The sequence below is a fragment of the Pseudomonas sp. NPDC089530 genome, from assembly GCF_050280705.1.
GTDB lineage: Bacteria > Pseudomonadota > Gammaproteobacteria > Pseudomonadales > Pseudomonadaceae > Aquipseudomonas.
Window position 1 is genome coordinate 135374 of sequence record NZ_JBNNVU010000003.1, and the last position, 19295, is coordinate 154668.

Genomic DNA, 19295 nt, shown 5'->3' on the forward strand with positions numbered 1-19295 from the left:
CCGCCGTTAAATTCCACGGTGGGCGACTCGTCAAGACAAGACCATCCCTTGCCCAAGGTCGCCCTCATGTCTTCTGCCACCTCCCTGGCCGGCTTGCTGGCCAACAGCCCCCTGGCGAACGGCTTGCGCAAACTGGTCGGCGCCGGTAGCCGCCAGCCCCGCGCCTACCGCCTGATCAACGTCGAACTCAAGCGGCGGATCGACCTCAGCCCGAGCCTGGCGCGCTTCGTGTTCAGCGGCGAGGACGTCGCCCACACCCGCACCCTGGCACCGGACCAGCGCATCAAGCTGCTGTTTCCCGGCACCGACGGCTGCCCGCCCGACCTGCCCCGCGAAGGCGACTGGCACGCGGCCCGGCGCAAGCTGCCGGCGGACCGCCAGCCGCCCATGCGCACCTACACCATCCGCGCCCTGCGCGCCGAGCCCGCGGAGCTGGAGGTGGACTTCGTGCTGCACGGGGTCAACGGCCCGGCGTCGCGCTGGGCAACCCACGCCAAGGTCGGCGACCACCTGCAGATGGCGGTGCCCAACAAGGCCTTCAGCGGCGACCCCGGCGGCTACGAATGGCAACCGCCGGCCGGCATCCGCAAGGTCCTGCTGATCGGCGACGAAACCGCGCTGCCAGCCATCGCCGGGATTCTCGAAGACCTGATGGAGTACCCGGTGCCGCCGGATGTCCAGGCGTTCATCGAGGTGCCCCACGAAAGCGATTGCCTGGCCCTGCGCCACCACCACCAGACCCGCCTGAGCTGGCTGCCCCGGGATGTGCTGGGGGCCAGCCATGGCGAGGCGCTGCTGCATGCCGCCCGGGAACTGGCCGAGCTGCCCGCGCCGAGCCGGCACTCCCGCGCCCTGAAACCCCAGGAGAACAGCGACGAGCTGCGCCCCTGGGATTCGGCGACCCCTGCGGACAACAGCTTCTATGCCTGGATCGCCGGCGAGTCGGGCACGGTGATGAAGATCCGCCGGCACCTGATCAACGAGCGCGGCCTGGAGCGCGGCAACCTGGCGCTGATGGGCTACTGGCGCCTGGGCCGCTCGCTGGACTGATCCTTCCCCACACACCACAAGACCCGGCGCCAGGTGCCGGGACTTCGGTGTTCGCCGCCTCTTCAGTCGGCCAACGCCAGCCGCCCGTGCCGGCGCCGATGGGGTTCCAGGTGGTCCTTGAGCAGGCGCAGCACCTTGGCTTCGTGTTCATGGATAAAGAAGTGCCCGCCGGCCAGCATGTCCAGCGAGAAGCTGCCGCTGGTTTCCCGGCGCCAGGCCATCAGTTGTTCGGTGCTGGCCCGGTCGTCCTTGCCGCCCAGTACGTGCACCGGGCACTGGAGCGGGGTGCGCTGTTGCGGGCGGAAGCTGCCGCACAGCAAGAAGTCGGCGCGCAGCACCGGCAGGGTCAGGCTCATCAGCTCCCGGTTGGCCAGCACCTCCTCGCTGGTGCCGTTGAGGGTGCGCAGCTGTTCGATCAGTTGCGCATCGCTTTTCGGCTCGCAGAGGTCGCGGTCGTACTCGCGGCGCTCGCTCGGCGCCGCAGTGCCCGAGGCGAACAGTGCCAGCGGTTCGGCGCCGCCCAGCTGGCGCAGGGCATGGGCCATCTCGCAGGCCAGCAGCGCCCCCAGGCTATGGCCGAACAAGGCGTAGGGCGCCTGGGTGTGTGCCAGATGCTCCCTGGCCAGTTGCCGCGCCAGCGGCGCCAGGTCGGTCTGCAAGGCTTCGCCGAAACGCGCGCCCCGCCCCGGCAGTTCCACCGGCGAAAGCTTCAGCCATTCCGGCAGTTTGCGCCGCCAGCGGCTGTAGACCATGGCGCTGGCCCCGGAATACGGCAGGCACAGCAGCGTCAGCTGGGTCACGGTGTTCCCCTTGAAAAAAACGATGGTAAGGAGTGAACGTGCCGCCTGGACGGCAAATTAGTCGCGGCACCGCCAACACTCCTACCGTCGATCGTCGGCGTGTGCCCCATCGGCGTCAGGCCCTGGGGCACCTGGTCGACCGCTCCCGAGGGCTGGTTGCATCAGGTGGAGTCGGTGTCCACCTCGCTGTCGGTGAATGTCTGGGTCGACTCCAGGCGCGGCGGGTAAGCCTCAGGCCAGCGCCAGCTGGCCGCAGGTCAGCCGGCGCCAGCTCTGCACCGCCGCCCCGAGCACCACCGCCCCCGCCGCCAGCGCCACCCAGAAGCCGCTGCGCGCACCGAAGGCATCCACCAGCCAGCCGGAACCGGCGGCGCCGATGGCCACGCCGATGCTCAGCCCGGTGATCAACCAGGTCAGGCCTTCGGTGAGCTTGGCCGGCGGCACTATGTTCTCCACCAGGGCCATGGCGACGATCAGGGTCGGGGCGAAGAACAGGCCGGCGACGAACACCGCCAGGGACAGGCCGAAAATGTTGCTCGCCAGCAGCAGCGGCAAGGTGGTCACCGCGGTGGCGATGCCGCCATACATGAACAGCCGGGGCAGCGGGATCTCCAGTTTCAACGCGCCGAAGGCAATGCCCGCCAGGCAGGAGCCGATGGCGTACACCGACAGCACGATGCTCGCCGCCGCGGGTTGTCCCTGCTGCTGGGCGAAGGCCACGCTGACCACGTCCACCACACCGACTATCACCCCCATGGCGATCATCAGCAGCACCAGCAGGCGCAGCTCCACGGAACGGATGATCGAGCCGTGGTGCTGAGGCTCATGGGGGTGCACCGGCGGCTCGGTCGCCCGCTGCGCCACCAGCGCAGTGACACCGATGGCCAGCATCAGCAGCGCCGCCAGCGGCCCGGCCTCGGGGAATACCGCCACGCACAGGCCCACCGACAGCGGTGGACCGACGATGAAGCACACCTCGTCGAGCACCGACTCCAGGGCGTAGGCGGTCTGCAATTGCGGCTGGCCGCGGTACAGCTCGGTCCAGCGGGCGCGGACCATGGCCGACATGCTCGGCATGCAACCGGCCAGGGCGGCGAACAGGAACAGCGTCCAGAGCGGCGCCTGCAAACGGGTGCACAGCAGCAACGCCAGCAACGCCCCGCCGCCCAGGCCCGCGGCGATCGGCAGCACCCGGCCCTGGCCGAAACGGTCGACCATGCGCGACACCTGGGGCGCGCAGAACGCCGTGGCCAGGGCGAAGGTGGCCGCCACCGAACCGGCCAGCGCGTAACCGCCCTTGAGTTGCGAGAGCATGGTGATCAGGCCGATGCCGGTCATGGAGATCGGCATCCGCGCAATCATCCCCGCCACCACGAAAGCGCGGCTGCCGGGGGCGTTGAACAGCTCGCGATAGGGATTTGCCATAGTCGGTACACCTTTTTCTGAGGGCGGTAACTTGCCAGAAAAACACCGCAGGGAAAAAATACATACGGTGCGTATGTTAAAATCATGAAAACATACGCGCCGTATGTCAAACCCTTTATCAGTCTCCTCCCACACACAAGAGTGCCTGCCATGAGCCCGCGTCAACGCGCCGAGATGATCGAGGAAACCCGCGGCAAACTTATCGCCAGTGCCCGCCAGGCGTTTGGCAGCCTGGGTTATGCCAACACCTCGATGGACGACCTGACGGCCGAGGCCGGCCTGACTCGAGGTGCCCTGTACCACCATTTCGGCGACAAGAAAGGCCTGCTGGCGGCGGTGGTCGAACAGCTCGACGCCGAGATGGACCAGCGCCTGGACGCGATCTCCCGCGGCACCGACGACCTCTGGGGCGCCTTTGCCCAACGCTGCCGCACCTACCTGGAAATGGCCCAGCAGGCGGAGATCCGGCGCATCATGCTGCAGGACGCCCGCGCCGTGCTGGGGGACCAGTTCGAGGCCAGCGAAGAACGCTGCGTGTGGTCCTTGAGCGCCCTGCTCGATGAGCTGATGCAGGCCGGCCTGGTCGTCCCCGCCCCCAGCGAGGCCCTGGCACGCTTGATCAACGGCAGCCTGCTCGACGCCTCGCTGTGGATCGCCCGGGACGAGCAGCCGGGGCAACGCCTGCAACAGGCCCTGGCCGGGCTGGCGGTATTGCTGGAGGGGTTGCGGGTGCGCTGACCAGGCTGCGCTCGAGGTCGGCGGCATTCCGACGCAGTCCTCGCCAAACCTGGGCCCGCGGTTTGTCAGGAAGAACCAGTTGCCCGGTTCACGGCCTCCGGCCGATCGCAGCCTCGCTGGCGCTCGGCAGCGGCTACAGGGGCCACGTGGGGTATCAGCAAGAACGGTTCGCGGCGACGGCGGTTTGCAGGCAGAATAGGCCGCCCGGCCTGCTCAAGGACTGCCATGCGCCAGGTACTGCTGATCATCGATGTGCAACCTTCGTTCAACCCACCGGACTGGCTGGTGGACGGCATCGACGCCCTGCTCGGCCAACTGCCGTCAGTGGCCACGGTCGAGCGCCACGACGAAAGCCAAACCCCCTTCGCCCGCCAGCTCGGCTGGCAACCCGCGCCGGACGACGACAGCCTGGTCGCCGCCGACCGGGTCTTCATCAAGCATGGCTACGCCCCCACCGCCGAGACCATCGACTACCTGCGCAGCCTGGCCCCCGAGCGGGTGCTGGTCTGCGGCATCCAGACCGAGACCTGCGTGCTCGCCGCCGGCTTCGCGCTGTTCGACGCCGGCCTGCAACCGACCCTGATCACCGACCTGACGGTGGGCTCGTCGCTGGACCGCAGCGGCCAGCTCGGGGTGCGCTTGTGGCAGCACCATTTCAAGCACCTGACCACCCGCGCCGAGCTCTTTAGCTACTAGCTCTTGGCCTCCTTGCTCATGACTTGGCGGGAGCGAGCCGGCTCGCGATCAGGCGTTCGGCCCTGCAACAAAAATCGCAGCAATGCCATCACGTTGATATCATTCATTGCCTTGGCGGCGCCCACTTCTATCGGCTATCGCGCTGCCCTCTCTGGAAATGGAATCCTCATGTATCTCGTGCGTCCCCTGGCCATCCTGGCCCTTGCCCTGTCCACCTCCGCCTGTACCGTCTTCGTCCGTTCCGCAGCGGTTTCCCATAGCCAGGCCGACCCGGTCCCCCAGGATCGCCTGCTGGCCAACCAGAGCCCATCCGCCGGCCCGGCCAAGGTGGTCATCACCCGGGATGAAGGCATGAACGCCATGGGTTGCTACGTGGGGGTCAAAGCCAATGGCACCCTGATCGGCCGCTTCGCCGCCGAAGAAACCGCCACCTTCTACTTCCCCGCGGGCGTGGTGGACATGACCGTGATCCAGGACCCGCAAGGCGGCGGCCTGTGCGGCAAAGGCTGGCTGCCCGGGGTGACCACCTCCCATCTGCTGAGTGCGCAAAAGCCGTACTACATGCGCATCAGCACCGGTAACTATCGTCGGCCGAGGATCCTGCAAACCGACGACTGAGCCAGCCATCGGCCTGTGGCTTGAGCCATCGCGCCGAGCTACGGGCCGCTGTCGTTTTCTGCCCCACTCCCACGCCCACGAGGAATCAGGCATGAGTTACTTCGTACATATCTCCTTCGATCTCAAGAATGCCAAGGCTTCGCCTCACGGCACCCATGCCTACAAGCTGATCGGCAAGGCCCTGGAAAAAATCGACTACGCCAAGGTGGTCAAAGGCAAGCGCAAGAAAACCGAAACCAAACTGACCGCCAACACCTTCATCGCCGAGTTCGAGAAGGCAGGCGCACACCAGACCGACATCACCCAATTCGTCACCAAAGAGCTGCGAAAAATATTCAAGACCTATCAAGTCGAAGAGAAATACTTCATTTCCACCGGCACCCAGTGGGCCTGGAAGATCGGCAAATTCAGCAAGAAGAAATAACCGGCCCAAGAACGCAGACAGGCCCCGCCGGCCAACGAGGCACTGGCCTGGCGCGCGGATTGAGCTAAGGTTCTGGCTTTCCTTGCCACTGGATCCGCCATGAGCCGCCCTCTCCCTGTCCAGTACGTCCAGACGCCGCGCCTGCGCATCGCCTACGAACACCACGGCCCCGAAGGCGGCGAGCCGGTGATCCTGCTGCACGGTTTTCCCTACGACCCGCGCAGCTACGACCAGATCGCCCCCGAGCTGGCGGCGCGCGGTTATCGGGTGATAGTGCCGTACCTGCGCGGCTACGGCCCAACCCGTTTCGCCGGCCCGGCCATCATGCGTTCCGGGCAACAGGCGGCGCTGGGCCAGGACCTGCTGGACCTGATGGACGCCCTGGCCATTCCCCGGGCCGCCCTCGCCGGCTACGACTGGGGCGGTCGCGCCGCCTGCATCGTCGCGGCCCTGTGGCCCGAGCGGGTGCGCTGCCTGGTGAGCGCCGACGGCTACAACATCCAGGACATCGCCCAGGCCGGCGAGCCCCGGGCGCCGGAGACCGAGCACCGGCTGTGGTACCAGTACTACTTCAATACCCGGCGCGGGGTGGACGGGCTGAGCGCCAACCGCCGCGAGCTCTGCGAGCTGCTGTGGCGCCTGTGGTCGCCGACCTGGGAACAAGGCCCGGCCCTCTATGGGCAGAGCGCGCCGTCCTTCGACAACCCGGACTTCGTCGAGGTGGTGATCCACTCCTATCGCCATCGCTTCGGCTATGCCCCCGGCGACCCGGACCTGGAAGCCATCGAGCAGGCCCTGGCGCAACAGCCGCCAATCCGCGTACCGACTATTTCCCTGTGCGGCGCCGACGACGGGGTCGGCCCGGTCATCGAGCCGGACCCCGACATCGAGCTGTTCATGGCCGGCTACCAGCGGCGCGTGCTGCCCGGGGTCGGGCATAACGTGCCCCAGGAAGCGCCCCGGGCCACCCTCGAGGCCCTGCTGGAGTTGCTGCAAGGCGCTTGAAGGGGGGCAACGGGCGCAGGCGCGCCAGGGAAAAATCGGTACACTGCGCGGCTTCGATACCCCCCACAGGACATGGAATGTTATCCGCCGCTTCTCCCCGACCCGGCCTGCGCCGGGCCCTGGTGCTCTGGCTGTATGCCGCCGGCGCCGGCCATCTGCTGGTCGGCCTGCTGCTGACCTGGGCCGGCCACAGCACCCTGTTCGACGACTACCTCGCCAGCATCGAACACGCCTTCTGGGGCGCCGCCGCTCCCGCGCCAGGCCGGGCCCAGCAAATCTGGTGGCTGGGGCTGTTCGGCGCCACGCTGCAAAGCTACTCCCTGTATCTGCTGGCCCTGGTGCACCTGGGCGCGCGCCTGCGCAGCCCGGCGGCCTGGGCCTGGCTGATGGCCGGCATCCTGCTGTGGGCGCCCCAGGACATGTGGCTGTCCTGGCAGATGCACATGCACGCCCACCTGTGGATCGACAGCCTCGCCCTGCTGGTCCTGCTGCCGCCGTTACTGTGGCTGTACCGCCACGACCGCCGGACCTGCGCTCTTCCCTCGTAAAAGGACTTCACTATCGTGGCTGATCTGCCAATCCTGCACGGGGCCATCGCCCTGTTGCTCGCCCAAGGTGTGCTCGGCGCCCTGGACACCCTCTACCATCACGAACTCACCGTGGCCCTGCCGCAACGCCACAGCGCCCGCAAGGAGCTGGGCATCCATGCCCTGCGCTCGTGCTTCTACGGGGTGCTGTTCATGGGCATCGCCCACCTGGCCTTCCAGGGTGTCTGGGCACTGGCGATCGCCGTGCTGTTCGCCCTGGAAATCGGCCTGACCCTGTGGGACTTCGTGGTGGAGGACCGCAGCCGCAAGTTGCCGGCCATCGAGCGCATCATGCACACCGTGCTGGCGATCAACGCCGGGGCCTTCTTCGCCCTGTACGGCTTGCAACTGCTGGAGTGGTCGCGCTTGCCCAGCGCCTTGAACCCGATCGACCTGGGCTGGCAAGGCTGGGCCCTGAGCCTGTTCGCCATCGGCGTAAGCGCCTCGGGGATTCGCGACGGCCTGGCAGCGTTGCGCCTGCAGCGCCAGGGCCAGGCGACCAATCCCTTCGCTGGCGGCCCCGGCAAGCGGGTGCTGGTCACCGGCGGCACCGGTTTCATCGGCGAGACCCTGGTCAACCAGCTGCTGGATGCCGGGCACACCGTCTGCGTGCTGGCCCGCGACCCGCTGCGCGCCGCCTACCTGTTCGACGGCCGCGCCCGCTGCCTGCGCTCCCTGGACAAGCTGGGCCATGGCGAAGTGTTCGATGTGATCATCAACCTGGCCGGCGCCCCGGTGGCCGGGCCGCGCTGGTCGGCCAGGCGCCAGGCGCAATTGCTGGCCAGCCGGGTCGGCACCACCGAGGCCCTGCTCAACTGGCTGCAACATGCCCGGCACAAGCCAGAGCTGTGGATCCAGGCTTCGGCCATCGGCTTCTACGGCGTGCGCGACGCCAGCCAGAGCCTGGACGAAAACGCCGAGCGCGGTACTGGCTTCATGGCCGACCTGTGCGCGCGCTGGGAGTCCTCCGCCGAACCGGCGGCCCGCTTCGGCGTGCGCCAGGTAGTGCTGCGCCTGGGCATCGTATTCGGTCCCGGCGGCGCCCTGAAACCCTTGCTGATGCCCTTCTACTTCGGCTTTGGCGGGCGCATGGGCGATGGCCGGCAGATCATGAGCTGGGTGCATCGCGACGATGTGCTGCAGGTGATGGCCCGGGCCATCGACGACCCTGCCCTGACGGGCACCTACAACCTGGTGGCGCCGGACGCGGTGAGCCAGGGGCACTTCGCCGAGACCGCCGGCAAGCTGCTCAAGCGCCCGGTGTGGCTGCATGTGCCGGCCGCGCCGGTGCGGGCCCTGGCGGGGGAAATGGCCCAGCTGTTCTTCGATGGCCAGAAGGTGGTGCCGGCACGCCTGCTCCAGGCCGGCTATCGCTTCCGTTACCCGACCCTGGACGCCGCCCTGCGCGACCTGACCTGAGGACTGTCGATGAGCAAGCCCCTGTTGTACCTGCTGGCGGGCAATGGCAGCGCCGCCAACTGGTGGGACGATGCCCTGCCGCACTTCCGGCGCTATCGGGTAGAGCCCCTGGAACTGCCGGGGTTCGGCGACAACCCACAAGCGCCCTGCGGTGACCTGGGCGAATACGCCGAGGCCCTGCTGGGCATGACCGTCCCGGGCGGCGCCATTGTCGCGGTGGGGGTCAGCGCACTGATCGTGCTGCACGCCTTGCAACGTCGCCCCGGGCATTTCTCGCGCAGTGTGCTGCTGTCGCCGGTGGGGGCCTTTCTCTGGCAACGACGCTTGCCGGCGCTGATGTCGCCGCTGCCGGTACGCCTGCTGATTCATGGCTTGCTCAGCCGCAGGCCCGAGTGGTTCGCCCACAAGTTTTCCCGGCAGCCGTGGACGCCAGCGCAGTACCGGCGCATGGGCTCGGGTTACGCCCGCTGCCGGGCCTTCGTGCCGTTGTGGGAGCAGTTGCGGGCCGACACCGCGCTGCCGCTGCTGGAGTGGATCGCAGACCCGGTGGAGCTGGTCTGGGGCGACCAGGACCGGCTGCTGGGGATTACCCAGGCCGCGGCCTGGTCGGCGATCCTGGCCCGGGCCGACCTGCGGATCAGCCTCCAGCCGGGCTGGGGTCATTACCCCTGGATCGATGCGCCCGCCGCGTTCGTCGCCTGGCTGGAGTCCGGCGACAAGGGCTTCGTCGCCCACACCAAGGGCGGTCGCCTGCGCCTGGCGGAACTGGCCGGCCAGCCGGTGCCCGGCGCCCTGTCCCTGGACAGCCCCAGCGACCCGCGCCTGCCGGCCCTGCTCGGCAGCCAGCCCGAGGCCCTGTGGGCCGTGCGCTCCTCCAGCTACGGCGAGGACCAGGCCGACTCGGCCAATGCCGGGCTCAGCACCACTTACCTGCGGGTCGCCAGCACCGACGTCGCCCTGCGGATCGATGCGCTGCGCAAGGACGGGGTCGAGGAAGTGGTGGTGCAGCGTTTTGTCCAGCCGAGCCTGTCCGGGATCGCCTTTGTGCGCCATCTGTCAGTGGAGCTGGAATGGGTCGAGGGCCATCTGGAATGCCTGGCCGACGGTCAGGTCAGCCCCCAACGGGCGGTACTCTCGCGCCTCGGCACGGCCTGGCGCAGCGGCACCTTCGCCACGACCGCCGGCCTGAGCGCCAGCGCCCTGTGGGATTTCCTGCAAGGGGTGCTGAAGGTCTTCCACTATGTGCCCGGGGATATCGAATGGGCCTGGGACGGCCGTCAGCTGTGGCTGCTGCAATACCGCCCCATCAGCGACTATGGCTGGCGCCGGCACCTGACCGCGGCCAACATCGCCGAAATCCTGCCGCCGCAGCCCAGCCGCTTCGTCGAGTACGGCCAGCGTCGGGCGGCAGCGAGCATTCCGGCGATCATGGCGCGCTGGGACGCCCGGGTACTGCAGGACAATGAGCCCTTCACCGCCCTGTTCGGTGGCGCCTCCTACATCAACAACGACCTGTTCCTGGCGCGCCTGGCCGACTGGGGCCTGCCCGCTTCCGGCTACGCCGGCGAAGTGGGCGGCGCGACACCGGCCCTGCCCTTGCGCCCGCTGCGGCTACTGCGCTCGCTGCCGCGTTTCCTGCGCATGCAGCACATCGCCCGGGACCATCTGCCGGGCCTGGAGCGCGGTCTGCGGAGTTTCGACGACGAGCTGGCGCAGTTGCACCGGGCCGGCGCCGACGGCCAGCAACTGGCGGACTGGTTCAGCCGTTTCTATGTGTTCGTGGTCCAGGGCAACCTATGCATCGCCACCGCCCTGGCCAGCAGCGGCGGCGCCTGGCTGGGGCGTCCGCCCACCGCCTACGACAACCTGGAACACAGCCCCCATCGCCTGCCCTGGGAAACCGACCCCGGCACCCCGCGCCCGCAGGGCGCGGAACTGCCGCTGCAGGCCTTCCCCCGCTGGAGCCGCGCCGTCGCCCTGGCCCATCGCCTGGGATTGCCGGGCCTGCGCGGCTATTACCTGCAAGTGCGCGAGTGGTACCGGGACAACCTGATGCGGATCTTTTTCCGCCTGCACCACGCCATGCCCGAGGCCGATCGCGGCTACTGGTTCGCCCCCCATGAGCAGGCGCGCAGCCGTGGCGGCAGCTTCTGGCAGGACGGCCGGGAAGGCAGCGAGCAAGCCAGCGGCTTCATGATCTATCCCGGGCAGGCCCAAGGCGTACTGGGGGTCGAGATCCTGTTGGAGGAAACCCTCGATCCCGGCCGTCATGCCCATTACCAGCAGGCCCGGGCCGTGATCGCGCGCATGGGTGGGCGCCTGTCACACGGCTCGACCCTGCTGCGCGAACTGCGCAAGCCTTCGGCGGTGCTGCCCCAGGTAGACCCGGCCTGGATCGGCCGCGAGGTGCGCTACGAGGACGGACGCCTGAGCCTGTTGGAGCCCTGATCACCCAGACGTCGGCGGCGCGGCGAAACGCTCCCGATACGCCTGTGGCGTCACCCCCACGCCCCGCAGGAAGCTGCGGCGCAGGGTTTCTTCGCTGCCGAAGCCGCATTGCACGGCAATGCGCTTGATCGCCACGGTGCTCTCGCCGAGCAGGCGCCGGGCGCTTTCCACGCGGATCTGCTCGATGGCCCGGGCCGGGGTCTGGCCGGTGTCGGCACGGTAGTGGCGCACGAAGCTGCGCTCGCTCATGCCGGCCTGTTGCGCCAGGGTCGGGATGCTCAGGTCGCGGCCGAGGTTTTCGGCGATCCAGGCGTGCAGGTCGTCGAAGCGGCTGCCCTGTTTCTGCAGGGCCAGGGTGGCACTAAACTGCGCCTGGCCCCCCGGACGCTTGAGGAACACCACCAGTTGCCGGGCCACCTCCAGCGCCAGGGCATGCCCCAGGTCCGCCTCCACCAGGGCCAGGGCCAGGTCGATCCCGGCGGTGACGCCGGCCGAGGTCCAGACCGGGCCTTCGTTGATGAAGATCGGATCGGCTTCGACCCGCAAGCGCGGGTATTGCCGCGCCAGTTGCTCGCAGCGGGTCCAGTGGGTCACCACCCGGCGCCCGTCGAGCCAGCCGCTGGCAGCCAGCAGAAAAGCCCCGGTGCACACCGACGCCACCCGCCGCGCCTGCGCGGCCTGCTGGCGGACCCAGGTCACCAGCGCCGGGTCCTCGGCCGCGACATAGACACCCCAGCCACCGGCGACAATCAGGGTGTCGCAGGGCGTGCCCGGCGCCGGCAAGGGCTCGGCCAGCAGCGCCAGTCCGGCGGACGTGAGCACCGGCCCATCGCTCGCGGCGATCACGCTGACCGCGTAGGGCAGTGGCAAACCTTTGCTGCGTGCCAGGTCGTTGGCCGACGCGAACACCTGCAACGGACCGGTGACGTCGAGCACCTGGGCGTTGGCGAAGGTCAGGACCTGAACGGTTTTCGGGGTATGGGGCATGGCTGGCGTAAATCGTGGGTAGGTTGGCGTATGCGCCAAATCCTAGGGCGCTAGAGTCGAATCGTCCAGCCGTATCGGGCTAGGCACCTTCGAACTTTCCAGGGAGATACCCATGACACTGCAGATCGGTTTCCTGTTGTTCCCCAACGTCCAGCAACTGGACCTGACCGGCCCCTACGATGTGCTCGCCTCGCTGCCGGACGTGCAGGTGCATCTGCTCTGGAAGACCCGCGAACCGGTGATCGCCAGCACCGGCCTGGTGCTGCAGCCGACCACAAGCTTCGCCGACTGCCCGCCGCTGGACGTGATCTGTGTCCCCGGGGGCTCAGGGGTCGGGCCGCTGATGGAGGATCGGCAGACCCTCGACTTCATTCGCCAACAGGCGGCGCAGGCGCGCTATGTCACTTCGGTGTGCACCGGGTCCCTGGTGCTCGGCGCCGCCGGGCTGCTGCAGGGCAAGCGCGCCACCACCCATTGGGCCTATCACCACCTGCTGGAGCCACTGGGCGCCATCGCGGTGCAGGAGCGTGTGGTGCGCGACGGCAACCTGTTGAGCGGCGGCGGGATCACGGCCGGGATCGACTTTGCCCTGACCCTGGCCAGCGAACTGTTCGACGAGGCCACGGCGCAACGGGTCCAGTTGCAACTGGAGTACGCCCCGGCTCCGCCTTTCGCGGCCGGCAGCCCACGGACAGCGCCCGCGGCAGTGGTGGAAGAAGCCCAGCGGCTGGCAGCGAATGCTCTCAGGCAGCGCGGCGAGATCGTCGAGCGGGTGGTGAAGCAGTGGCGGCAGGCCTGAGACAGCGCCTGTAGAGGCAGGAAGGGAGAACCAGATGCGGACCAGAGCAACCTTTTCGGCCAGCTGAGCCCTGGCCGCATCTTCGATGGACCAACGTCAGGCCGGGACTGCTTCCTCACAGGCCTCGCGGACGTAGTCGAGTACCTGCTGCACAGTCTGCAGGCCGTCGGCTTCATCGTCCGGGATGTTGAAGTCGAACTCGGCCTCCAGGGCCGACACCAGCTCGACCCGCGCCAGCGAGTCCGCCCCCAGGTCCTCGACGAACGAGTCCTGGTTGCGCAGTTGTGCCAGGTCGGCGCCCAGTTCGGTCGCCACTACTCTTTTCACACGTTGTTCGAGCGTTTCCATAGTCATTCCCTTGCAGTTGGATGCGTACGAAAAATCAGTGGCCGGCCTCTGCCGGCCACCGGGTTACTGCGTCATGCCCAGGCCGCGTCAGACCGCGGTCAGGTGCATGAAACCGCCGGAGAAGCGGCCGCTTTCCGGCACGAAGCACAGCACGCGCTGGCCTTTGTGCAGGCGACCGGACTCCAGCAGTTCGTGGACCATGATGTAGATCGACGCCGCGCCGGTGTTGCCGCGTTGGGACAGGTTGGTGTACCAGCGCTCCTGGGGAATCGCCATTTCGTTGCTTTCCAGGCACTCGGCGATCGGCTTGCGGAAGTACTCCGAGGACATGTGCGGCAGGAACCAGTCGATGGATTCGGGTGACAGGTTGTGCTTGATCATCACCTCCCGGAGCGGTCGGCCCAGGGTGTACTTCACCACGTTCTCGTTGAGCAGGCGCACGTCCTGCTTGATCGCGAAGATCGAGCGCGCAGCCCAGTCTTCCGGGGTCAGGAGTTTCCAGCCGGTGAGGCTTTCGTCCTCGGCCTTTTCCGCGCCGGCATACATGCAGGTCGGCAGCTCGTTGGCGTAGGAGAAGATGTCGACCCAGTCGATGCGCAGCGACAGGCCGTCGGTACGTGGCTTGTTCTCGACCAGGAAGGCCCCGGCGCCGTCGGACAGCATCCAGCGCAGGAAGTCTTTCTCGAAGGCGATTTCCGGACGGGCCGCCAGTTGCGCCACCAGTGCCTCGTTTTCCGCGGTGAAATTGCGCGCATGCAGCACCGGCGACAGCACCTCGGACGCCGTGGCTACGGCGTTGTCGGTGGCGCCCGAGAGTACCGACAGGTAGGCGTATTTCAGCGCGGTGAGGCCAGCCAGGCAGATACCGGCGGTGGACACCACTTCGCAAGGCTTGTTGCCCAGCTCGCCGTGCACCATCACCCCGTGGTTGGGCATCAGTTGGTCCGGCAAGGTGGTGCCGGTGGACAGGCACTGCATGTTATCCAGGGCAAAACCGTCGCCCACCAGACCCTTGATCGCCTCGGCGGTGATCTGGGCGTTAGTGAAGCGAGGAACACCGGTTTGCGGGTCCAGAACATAGTAGCGCTGCTTGATTCCGTTATTGCGCAACACTACTTGCCGAGACCGTGAAGGTCGCCCGCCCACATACCCGAGAATGCTTTCCATCGTATCGTTATCCACCGCCTCGCCAGGCATGAAAGTGGATGTTTTCGTAATATAGGCAAACGCTTCACTCATGATGAAATTTACTCCTTTTTTTCAATCGTTAGTTGCGAACCGGACGGTTGTTCGTAATAACGCTGTAATTCGTCAATACGCGCCCGGAGAATGGGTTGAAGCAAACGGCGTAACACTAGGGAAATCGGTAGAACCGTCATGATGACCAGCAACAGATAAACGATGAACAGGCACAGCAAGAGTCGCCGTAGCCATTGTCCATACTTGCCGAAACGGCAAATGATGCCCGACCAGAACTTGAAGCCTCTATAAGCCGCACGCTCGCTGAGTATCAATCCGGGGTTGACGGTTGCCGCCCCCAGCCCTGCCAGCATCGGCCCTTCGGCTTTCTCTTTATTGGCATACAGGGCGGCATTCAATGCCCGCCCGAAACGTGCGGCGCCCTGCACATCCTCGGCGCTGATCCCGGCCTTGGGCAGGCCGAGGAAGGACTCGCGGCTGCCGGTGAACATCCAGCGCGGCGTGGTGATCAGGGTGGCGAAGGTATTGGCGCGGTCGGTCAGCACCACGTTGTCGCGCAACGTCGCGCCGGCCTCGTCCAGCAGGCGCTTGACCACCTCCTGGGCCATCAGCCACATGTTGCGGCAGGCGATCACCGTGACCACCGGACGCCCGGCCAGCAGGCGCTTGCCCTCCGCGCTCTTGAGAAATGCGGTGATCAGCGGCGACGGCGACAGGAACCACACCTGATACGCCAGGATCACCAGGTCGAAGGGGCCGGTATGGTCGGTGTGCACCGGCTCGATGGCCGGCGGACTGAGTTGGACGGTCTCGGGAAACACGTCGAAGAACTTGCCCACCGGCCAGGGGAACGGATAGGCGACGCGGGGCTTGAGCACCACTTCATGGATCTGGACTTCCTGCCCCGAACGCAAGGGCGCGACCAGGCTTTCGACCACCTCGCTCAACTGGCCGCTTTGCGAATACCGAACCACTAGAACATGTTTCATAAGTGTGGGGACCTTTTGCTTCATAATCACAAAGGCACGCCAGAGATCATGTGCGATGAACTTCAGCATGAATGTCGATTTTTATTTTTTTCAGGCACGACGAAAAAAAGTGCACTTCCTTGTTGCAAGTCGAACGTAGAGACAAAAGATGATCAACGACGAAACGGCAGCAGTCTGAACAACGACCTGATAGTGAGCCGAAACCGGAAAACGCCCGCCTCGTGTGACAGACTTATTACATCCTTCCTGGATAGAAATAATCTGTGCTGGGAACAGGACCCGTCTTCTGGCTGAAACTCTATCTGCAACTCGCTCGTTGTAAACCTACCAAGTCTGGTAGGTATTGCGCCCCTATCCAACCGGCAGCCTTACATGCTCTTATCGGAACTTTTTTTCATCTAAGGAACTTGATTCGTTGGTGGCGAGTGGCCCTTATCCAGAAAGGCTTGCGGATCGGCCGGCAGGTTGTTCGGGGAGGGCTGGCGCCCGGGACTTTTTCACAGGCGAAAAAAAACCCGCCGAAGCGGGTTTTTTTCAAGACCATTACGACATCCTGTCGTTGCAATCCTTGCAATGGTCGGTCTTCCTTGACCCTGAGCGCGTCCTGCGCTGCAGTTGGTGAGAGAAGATTAAGCCTGTCGCGCAATCGGCAACAGACGAGAAAGCTGGCAGTGCATGTAAGCCTTTTGCCATAGACTGACTTCCGCAAGCCCTTAGTTCACCCAACGCCCTGGCCTGGGCTTTCCAGGGCGTGGAGGGCCAGTTCCGCCACCTGCAGTTGGTGTTCCGCGCTGGCGGTGTCGGCATCTTCCAGGAACCATGCGGCGGACAACCCGGTATAGGCCAGCACCCATTGCAGCAGGCGCCGGCGTTCCAGCCCCGCGGCCCGGGCAATGACCTCGACCTGGCGGGTGAAACGCCGCGGATCGCTGCTGGTGGGCAGGTCCGGGTTGCAGATCAGGTTGGCGAAGTCGAAACCCCGTTCGCCCATGACCCGCTTGGGGTCGATCACCAGCCAGCCGCGCTGCTCGAAATCCAGCACATTGTCGTGATGGATATCGCCGTGCAGCACCACCTGCTCCCGCGGCGTGGCCAGCAATTCGTCGGCCGTGGCCAGACAACGCCGCAAAACCCCGCCCTCGCGCCGGGCCGCCGGCCCCAGGGCCTTGAACCATTCCGGCAAGCCCAACAGCGGCGGCAAGGGCGCCGGGCGTGGCGCATGCAGGCGCGCCAGGCTGGCACAGACGATCCGACTGACCTCGTCGTCTTCGCCGGCCAGCGCCATCCGCATCAGCGAGCGCTGGCCCATGGCCCGCTCCATCAACAGCCCGTCGCCGTGCTGGGCATAGACCCGGGCGGCACCCTCCCCGGCCCACCAGGCCATCAGGCGGTTACCGTGTTTTTCCTCGTCGTCGAGGGCGATCTTGAGCATGGCCGGCGCGTCGTCCAGGCGTACCGGCAACAGGTGGCTGCCCGGTGTGACCACAGGTGCGCCATCGACCTGCAGGTTCCAGCGTTTCAGGTAAGGCTCGAACATCCGTGACTCTTTGGGTTATGACTCGACAAAGGCCTGTAATTGGCCCAGGGCATGATCCCACTGTTGGCTGATCACCTCCAGGGAATGCCGGGCCTCCACCAGCCGGGCCGGCTCGAAGGCCCACAGGCGCTCACGCCCCAGCTTGGCGTCGCGCACCAGGCCGGCCTGGGCCAGCACCCGCAGGTGCTTGGTCACCGCCTGGCGGCTGATGGCGGTACCCAGGGTCAGTTGGCTGATCGACAGCGCGCCGCCGCCACACAAAAGGACGACGAGCCGTAAACGGGTCTCGTCGCCCAGTGCCGCGAAGATCATGGCCGACCCGCCCAGCGCTGCCGTCATCGGCAGTCGGGGGGCGGCACGGTTGTCAGGGGCCAAGGTAGGTCTCGATATTGCTCATCTGTTCATCCCAGCCACGGCTGTTCATGCGAAACGCCTTGAGCCGCCGTTCGGGGGGAATGCCGTCGAAGCCCGACTCGACCACCCGCAGCAAGGTGCCGCCGTCCAGGTCTTCGAGCTCGAATTGCACCAGGGTGCTGGGCTCGCCGGAATAATCGACATCCGGCTCCACCGCGTAAGGGTGCCAGCTGAAGGCGAACAGGTATTCGGGCTCCAGCCGCTCGACCCGGACGTCCCAGACCAGGTGTTCGTACCCGGGATAGGTAATCTGCCCCCGGACGCGTTGCCCGACGACAAAACGCTGGCCCGCCAGCGCCACGCCGAACCAGCTGCCGAAGGCCTCGGCATCGGCCAGCGCGGCCCAGACCCGGGAACGGGGTGCCTTGAGCAGGATCTTTCTTTCGATACGATCGGATGAGTTCATGGGGGTCACCTCCAGTACTGAACCCTAGCTCGCCCTCGCACAAGCGCAACCTTGAAGTTGCACTTTGCGATAAAGACGGACATGCGGTCATGGGCGGGGTGCCGGAATGCGGGGCGGGGTGCCGGAATGCGGGTCGGGGAGTCGGGTCTGCGGTGGTCTTGGGATTTTTCGCGAGCAAGCTTCGCTCCTACAGGTGTTGCGGGGTTCACGCCCGTCTGTAGGAGCGAAGCTTGCTCACGATGGCGGTAGCAGCACCTAGCGCACGAACACCTGGGCGGTGGTGATCGCCATGTCCCCGCCCGGCAACTTGATGTTGCCAAGGGGTTTCAGGCTGTCGGCATCGAAGATCGCCACGTCATTGAAAGTCCCCGCCAGGTAGATCTTGCTGCCGTCCCGGTTGAAGGAAATGCAGTAGTAGGAATGATCCAGGGTGGCGGATTGCAGCAGTTTCTTCTGCTGGATGTCGTACTTGGCCAGGCGGTTGAGCACGCCGAACATCAGGTTCGGGTCCTTGGGCGAGCGCATGCCACTGAAGTAGATTTCCGTCAGCGGACCGAAGTCGGTGGTTTCGCTCTTGCCGGTCGCAAGGTCGACGCTGAACAGGCCGTAGAGGTACTCGGCGGTGGCCGGGTCCTGCTTGCCGTCCTTGAATTTCGCCGCGGTATAGAGCAGCGAGAAGTCATGGCGCCAGGTCTGCTGGTTCCACACGTACAGCACGTCCGGTGCGCTGTAGTTCGGGCGTTTCCAGTGGCGGCTGGGAATCAGCACGTCGAACTTGCCGGTCTTCACGTCCACCTTGTAGATATCCGCCCCGGCCACATACAGGGTACCGTCGTCGCCGCTCTGCATGATGGTCAGCTGCCGGGGCGCCGGGAAGCTGCGTACGGGCCTGGCCTGCAGCCCGGCATCGGTGGCATAGACGTCCAGCCGCGGCGGCTTGACCTCATACCGATCGTTGAGCATCAGCGTCGGGTTGGCCACGGTGTACAGCTCCTGGCCGTCGTGGCTGACGGTGAAGGCGAACATCGAGCGCGCCTTCTCCCCCGGTTGCTGGGTGATGCTGGCGTGGAACACCTGCTTGCAGCTGTCCAGCTCGACGCCGTAGATATCGGCGTAATGGTTGTTCAGCACATAGGCGACCTTGCGGTCCGGCGCCAGCTGCACGGTGCCCGGGCCGAAGGCATCGGGCAGCTTGCAGGTCTTGTACAGCCTGTCGCTGGCCAGGTCGATCACGTGCAGGTTGTTCGGGTAGTTGGTGGCGACCATGTATTCATGGCCGGGGTCGAGCGCTTTGTTTGCCGTGTTGTCGTCGGCCAGGACGCCGAGGGAACAGGCCCCCAGGACCGCGGAAGCGGCCAGGCCGCAGGCATTGATCAATCGCATGCTGGAATCCTTCTACTGTCCG

The 19295-nt window shown here is 66.3% G+C and carries 20 protein-coding genes and 1 pseudogene; 11 read left to right on the top strand and 10 right to left on the bottom strand.

The genetic code is table 11. The features are described 5' to 3' along the window. Positions 1–66: 66 nt before the first annotated feature. On the top strand, positions 67–1050 hold the full coding sequence (locus tag ACQKQA_RS02405; protein WP_427553110.1) for a siderophore-interacting protein: 984 nt from the start codon (positions 67–69) through the stop codon (positions 1048–1050). A 62-nt stretch (positions 1051–1112) separates the two neighbouring features. Here the strand turns inward: ACQKQA_RS02405 and ACQKQA_RS02410 are convergent, their stop codons facing one another. Continuing rightward, a complete protein-coding gene (locus ACQKQA_RS02410) occupies positions 1113–1850 on the bottom strand; it encodes a thioesterase II family protein (protein WP_427553112.1) in 738 nt (245 codons plus the stop codon). 144 nt (positions 1851–1994) lie between these two features. On the opposite strand from ACQKQA_RS02410, the pseudogene ACQKQA_RS02415 reads away from it, so the two are divergent. Beyond that, positions 1995–2078 (top strand): annotated as a pseudogene (locus ACQKQA_RS02415) (cupin-like domain-containing protein); the annotation flags it as partial. Between the two features lie 3 nt (positions 2079–2081). Here the strand turns inward: ACQKQA_RS02415 and ACQKQA_RS02420 are convergent. Continuing rightward, a complete protein-coding gene (locus ACQKQA_RS02420) occupies positions 2082–3275 on the bottom strand; it encodes an MFS transporter (protein ID WP_427553114.1) in 1194 nt (397 codons plus the stop codon). Between the two features lie 150 nt (positions 3276–3425). Between ACQKQA_RS02420 and ACQKQA_RS02425 the strand changes: the two genes are divergently transcribed. From ACQKQA_RS02425 to ACQKQA_RS02460, 8 genes are all read left to right on the top strand, one after another. Further along, positions 3426–4013, top strand: a complete 588-nt coding sequence (locus ACQKQA_RS02425) for a TetR/AcrR family transcriptional regulator (protein WP_427553116.1) — start codon at positions 3426–3428, stop codon at positions 4011–4013. A gap of 225 nt (positions 4014–4238) precedes the next feature. Beyond that, a complete protein-coding gene (locus tag ACQKQA_RS02430) occupies positions 4239–4709 on the top strand; it encodes an isochorismatase family protein (RefSeq protein WP_427553118.1) in 471 nt (156 codons plus the stop codon). A 168-nt stretch (positions 4710–4877) separates the two neighbouring features. Continuing rightward, a complete protein-coding gene (locus ACQKQA_RS02435) occupies positions 4878–5327 on the top strand; it encodes a hypothetical protein (protein ID WP_427553120.1) in 450 nt (149 codons plus the stop codon). 91 nt (positions 5328–5418) lie between these two features. After that, positions 5419–5751: a hypothetical protein gene (locus ACQKQA_RS02440; RefSeq protein ID WP_427553122.1), complete on the top strand. Its 333-nt coding sequence runs from the start codon at positions 5419–5421 to the stop codon at positions 5749–5751. Between the two features lie 99 nt (positions 5752–5850). Beyond that, positions 5851–6756, top strand: coding sequence for an alpha/beta fold hydrolase (locus ACQKQA_RS02445; RefSeq protein ID WP_427553124.1), 906 nt, complete (start codon positions 5851–5853; stop codon positions 6754–6756). A 77-nt stretch (positions 6757–6833) separates the two neighbouring features. Then, a complete protein-coding gene (locus tag ACQKQA_RS02450) occupies positions 6834–7304 on the top strand; it encodes a hypothetical protein (RefSeq protein ID WP_427553126.1) in 471 nt (156 codons plus the stop codon). 15 nt (positions 7305–7319) lie between these two features. After that, positions 7320–8762: a TIGR01777 family oxidoreductase gene (locus ACQKQA_RS02455; protein ID WP_427553128.1), complete on the top strand. Its 1443-nt coding sequence runs from the start codon at positions 7320–7322 to the stop codon at positions 8760–8762. A gap of 9 nt (positions 8763–8771) precedes the next feature. Next, positions 8772–11210, top strand: coding sequence for an alpha/beta hydrolase (locus ACQKQA_RS02460; RefSeq protein ID WP_427553130.1), 2439 nt, complete (start codon positions 8772–8774; stop codon positions 11208–11210). On the opposite strand, the gene ACQKQA_RS02465 is transcribed toward ACQKQA_RS02460, so the two are convergent. Then, positions 11211–12197 carry a GlxA family transcriptional regulator gene (locus tag ACQKQA_RS02465; RefSeq protein WP_427553132.1) on the bottom strand — a complete coding sequence of 329 codons (987 nt, stop codon included), beginning with the start codon at positions 12195–12197 and terminating at the stop codon, positions 11211–11213. It abuts the gene before it with no gap. A 112-nt stretch (positions 12198–12309) separates the two neighbouring features. Here ACQKQA_RS02465 and inhA point away from each other — a divergent pair, with 112 nt between their 5' ends. Beyond that, positions 12310–12996 (top strand): isonitrile hydratase, encoded by a 687-nt coding sequence (inhA, locus tag ACQKQA_RS02470; RefSeq protein WP_427553134.1) that lies wholly within the window; start codon positions 12310–12312, stop codon positions 12994–12996. Between the two features lie 96 nt (positions 12997–13092). Here inhA and darC read toward each other — a convergent pair whose 3' ends face one another. The 7 genes from darC to peaD form a co-directional block, all read right to left on the bottom strand. Further along, positions 13093–13350, bottom strand: coding sequence for a 2-hexyl-5-propylresorcinol biosynthesis acyl carrier protein DarC (darC, locus tag ACQKQA_RS02475; protein WP_427553136.1), 258 nt, complete (start codon positions 13348–13350; stop codon positions 13093–13095). An 81-nt stretch (positions 13351–13431) separates the two neighbouring features. Continuing rightward, a complete protein-coding gene (gene darB / locus ACQKQA_RS02480) occupies positions 13432–14583 on the bottom strand; it encodes a beta-ketoacyl synthase DarB (protein WP_427553138.1) in 1152 nt (383 codons plus the stop codon). A gap of 8 nt (positions 14584–14591) precedes the next feature. Next, on the bottom strand, positions 14592–15533 hold the full coding sequence (darA, locus tag ACQKQA_RS02485) for a 2-hexyl, 5-propylresorcinol biosynthesis aromatase DarA (RefSeq protein WP_427553141.1): 942 nt from the start codon (positions 15531–15533) through the stop codon (positions 14592–14594). A 718-nt stretch (positions 15534–16251) separates the two neighbouring features. Next, positions 16252–17070, bottom strand: coding sequence for an aminoglycoside phosphotransferase family protein (locus ACQKQA_RS02490; RefSeq protein ID WP_427553143.1), 819 nt, complete (start codon positions 17068–17070; stop codon positions 16252–16254). Between the two features lie 15 nt (positions 17071–17085). Beyond that, positions 17086–17445, bottom strand: a complete 360-nt coding sequence (locus ACQKQA_RS02495) for an ArsR/SmtB family transcription factor (protein WP_427553144.1) — start codon at positions 17443–17445, stop codon at positions 17086–17088. Then, complete coding sequence (locus tag ACQKQA_RS02500; protein WP_427553146.1) at positions 17435–17890, bottom strand: SRPBCC family protein; 456 nt, start codon at positions 17888–17890, stop codon at positions 17435–17437. The genes ACQKQA_RS02495 and ACQKQA_RS02500 overlap by 11 nt, the downstream gene beginning before the upstream one ends. A 255-nt stretch (positions 17891–18145) precedes the next feature. Next, entirely contained in the window at positions 18146–19273 is a 1128-nt protein-coding gene (peaD, locus tag ACQKQA_RS02505; protein WP_427553148.1) for a quinohemoprotein amine dehydrogenase subunit beta, read from the bottom strand. Between the last annotated feature and the right edge of the window lie 22 nt (positions 19274–19295).

Coding starts and splice junctions, on each gene's coding strand:
- ACQKQA_RS02440 (WP_427553122.1), top strand. CDS start 5,419: ATGAGTTACTTCGTACATATCTCCTTCGATCTCAAGAATGCCAAGGCT.
- darC (WP_427553136.1), bottom strand. CDS start 13,350: ATGACTATGGAAACGCTCGAACAACGTGTGAAAAGAGTAGTGGCGACC.
- ACQKQA_RS02450 (WP_427553126.1), top strand. CDS start 6,834: ATGTTATCCGCCGCTTCTCCCCGACCCGGCCTGCGCCGGGCCCTGGTG.
- inhA (WP_427553134.1), top strand. CDS start 12,310: ATGACACTGCAGATCGGTTTCCTGTTGTTCCCCAACGTCCAGCAACTG.
- ACQKQA_RS02405 (WP_427553110.1), top strand. CDS start 67: ATGTCTTCTGCCACCTCCCTGGCCGGCTTGCTGGCCAACAGCCCCCTG.
- darA (WP_427553141.1), bottom strand. CDS start 15,533: ATGAAACATGTTCTAGTGGTTCGGTATTCGCAAAGCGGCCAGTTGAGC.
- ACQKQA_RS02460 (WP_427553130.1), top strand. CDS start 8,772: ATGAGCAAGCCCCTGTTGTACCTGCTGGCGGGCAATGGCAGCGCCGCC.
- peaD (WP_427553148.1), bottom strand. CDS start 19,273: ATGCGATTGATCAATGCCTGCGGCCTGGCCGCTTCCGCGGTCCTGGGG.
- ACQKQA_RS02430 (WP_427553118.1), top strand. CDS start 4,239: ATGCGCCAGGTACTGCTGATCATCGATGTGCAACCTTCGTTCAACCCA.
- ACQKQA_RS02425 (WP_427553116.1), top strand. CDS start 3,426: ATGAGCCCGCGTCAACGCGCCGAGATGATCGAGGAAACCCGCGGCAAA.
- ACQKQA_RS02500 (WP_427553146.1), bottom strand. CDS start 17,890: ATGAACTCATCCGATCGTATCGAAAGAAAGATCCTGCTCAAGGCACCC.
- ACQKQA_RS02420 (WP_427553114.1), bottom strand. CDS start 3,275: ATGGCAAATCCCTATCGCGAGCTGTTCAACGCCCCCGGCAGCCGCGCT.
- ACQKQA_RS02445 (WP_427553124.1), top strand. CDS start 5,851: ATGAGCCGCCCTCTCCCTGTCCAGTACGTCCAGACGCCGCGCCTGCGC.
- ACQKQA_RS02465 (WP_427553132.1), bottom strand. CDS start 12,197: ATGCCCCATACCCCGAAAACCGTTCAGGTCCTGACCTTCGCCAACGCC.
- darB (WP_427553138.1), bottom strand. CDS start 14,583: ATGAGTGAAGCGTTTGCCTATATTACGAAAACATCCACTTTCATGCCT.
- ACQKQA_RS02490 (WP_427553143.1), bottom strand. CDS start 17,070: ATGTTCGAGCCTTACCTGAAACGCTGGAACCTGCAGGTCGATGGCGCA.
- ACQKQA_RS02435 (WP_427553120.1), top strand. CDS start 4,878: ATGTATCTCGTGCGTCCCCTGGCCATCCTGGCCCTTGCCCTGTCCACC.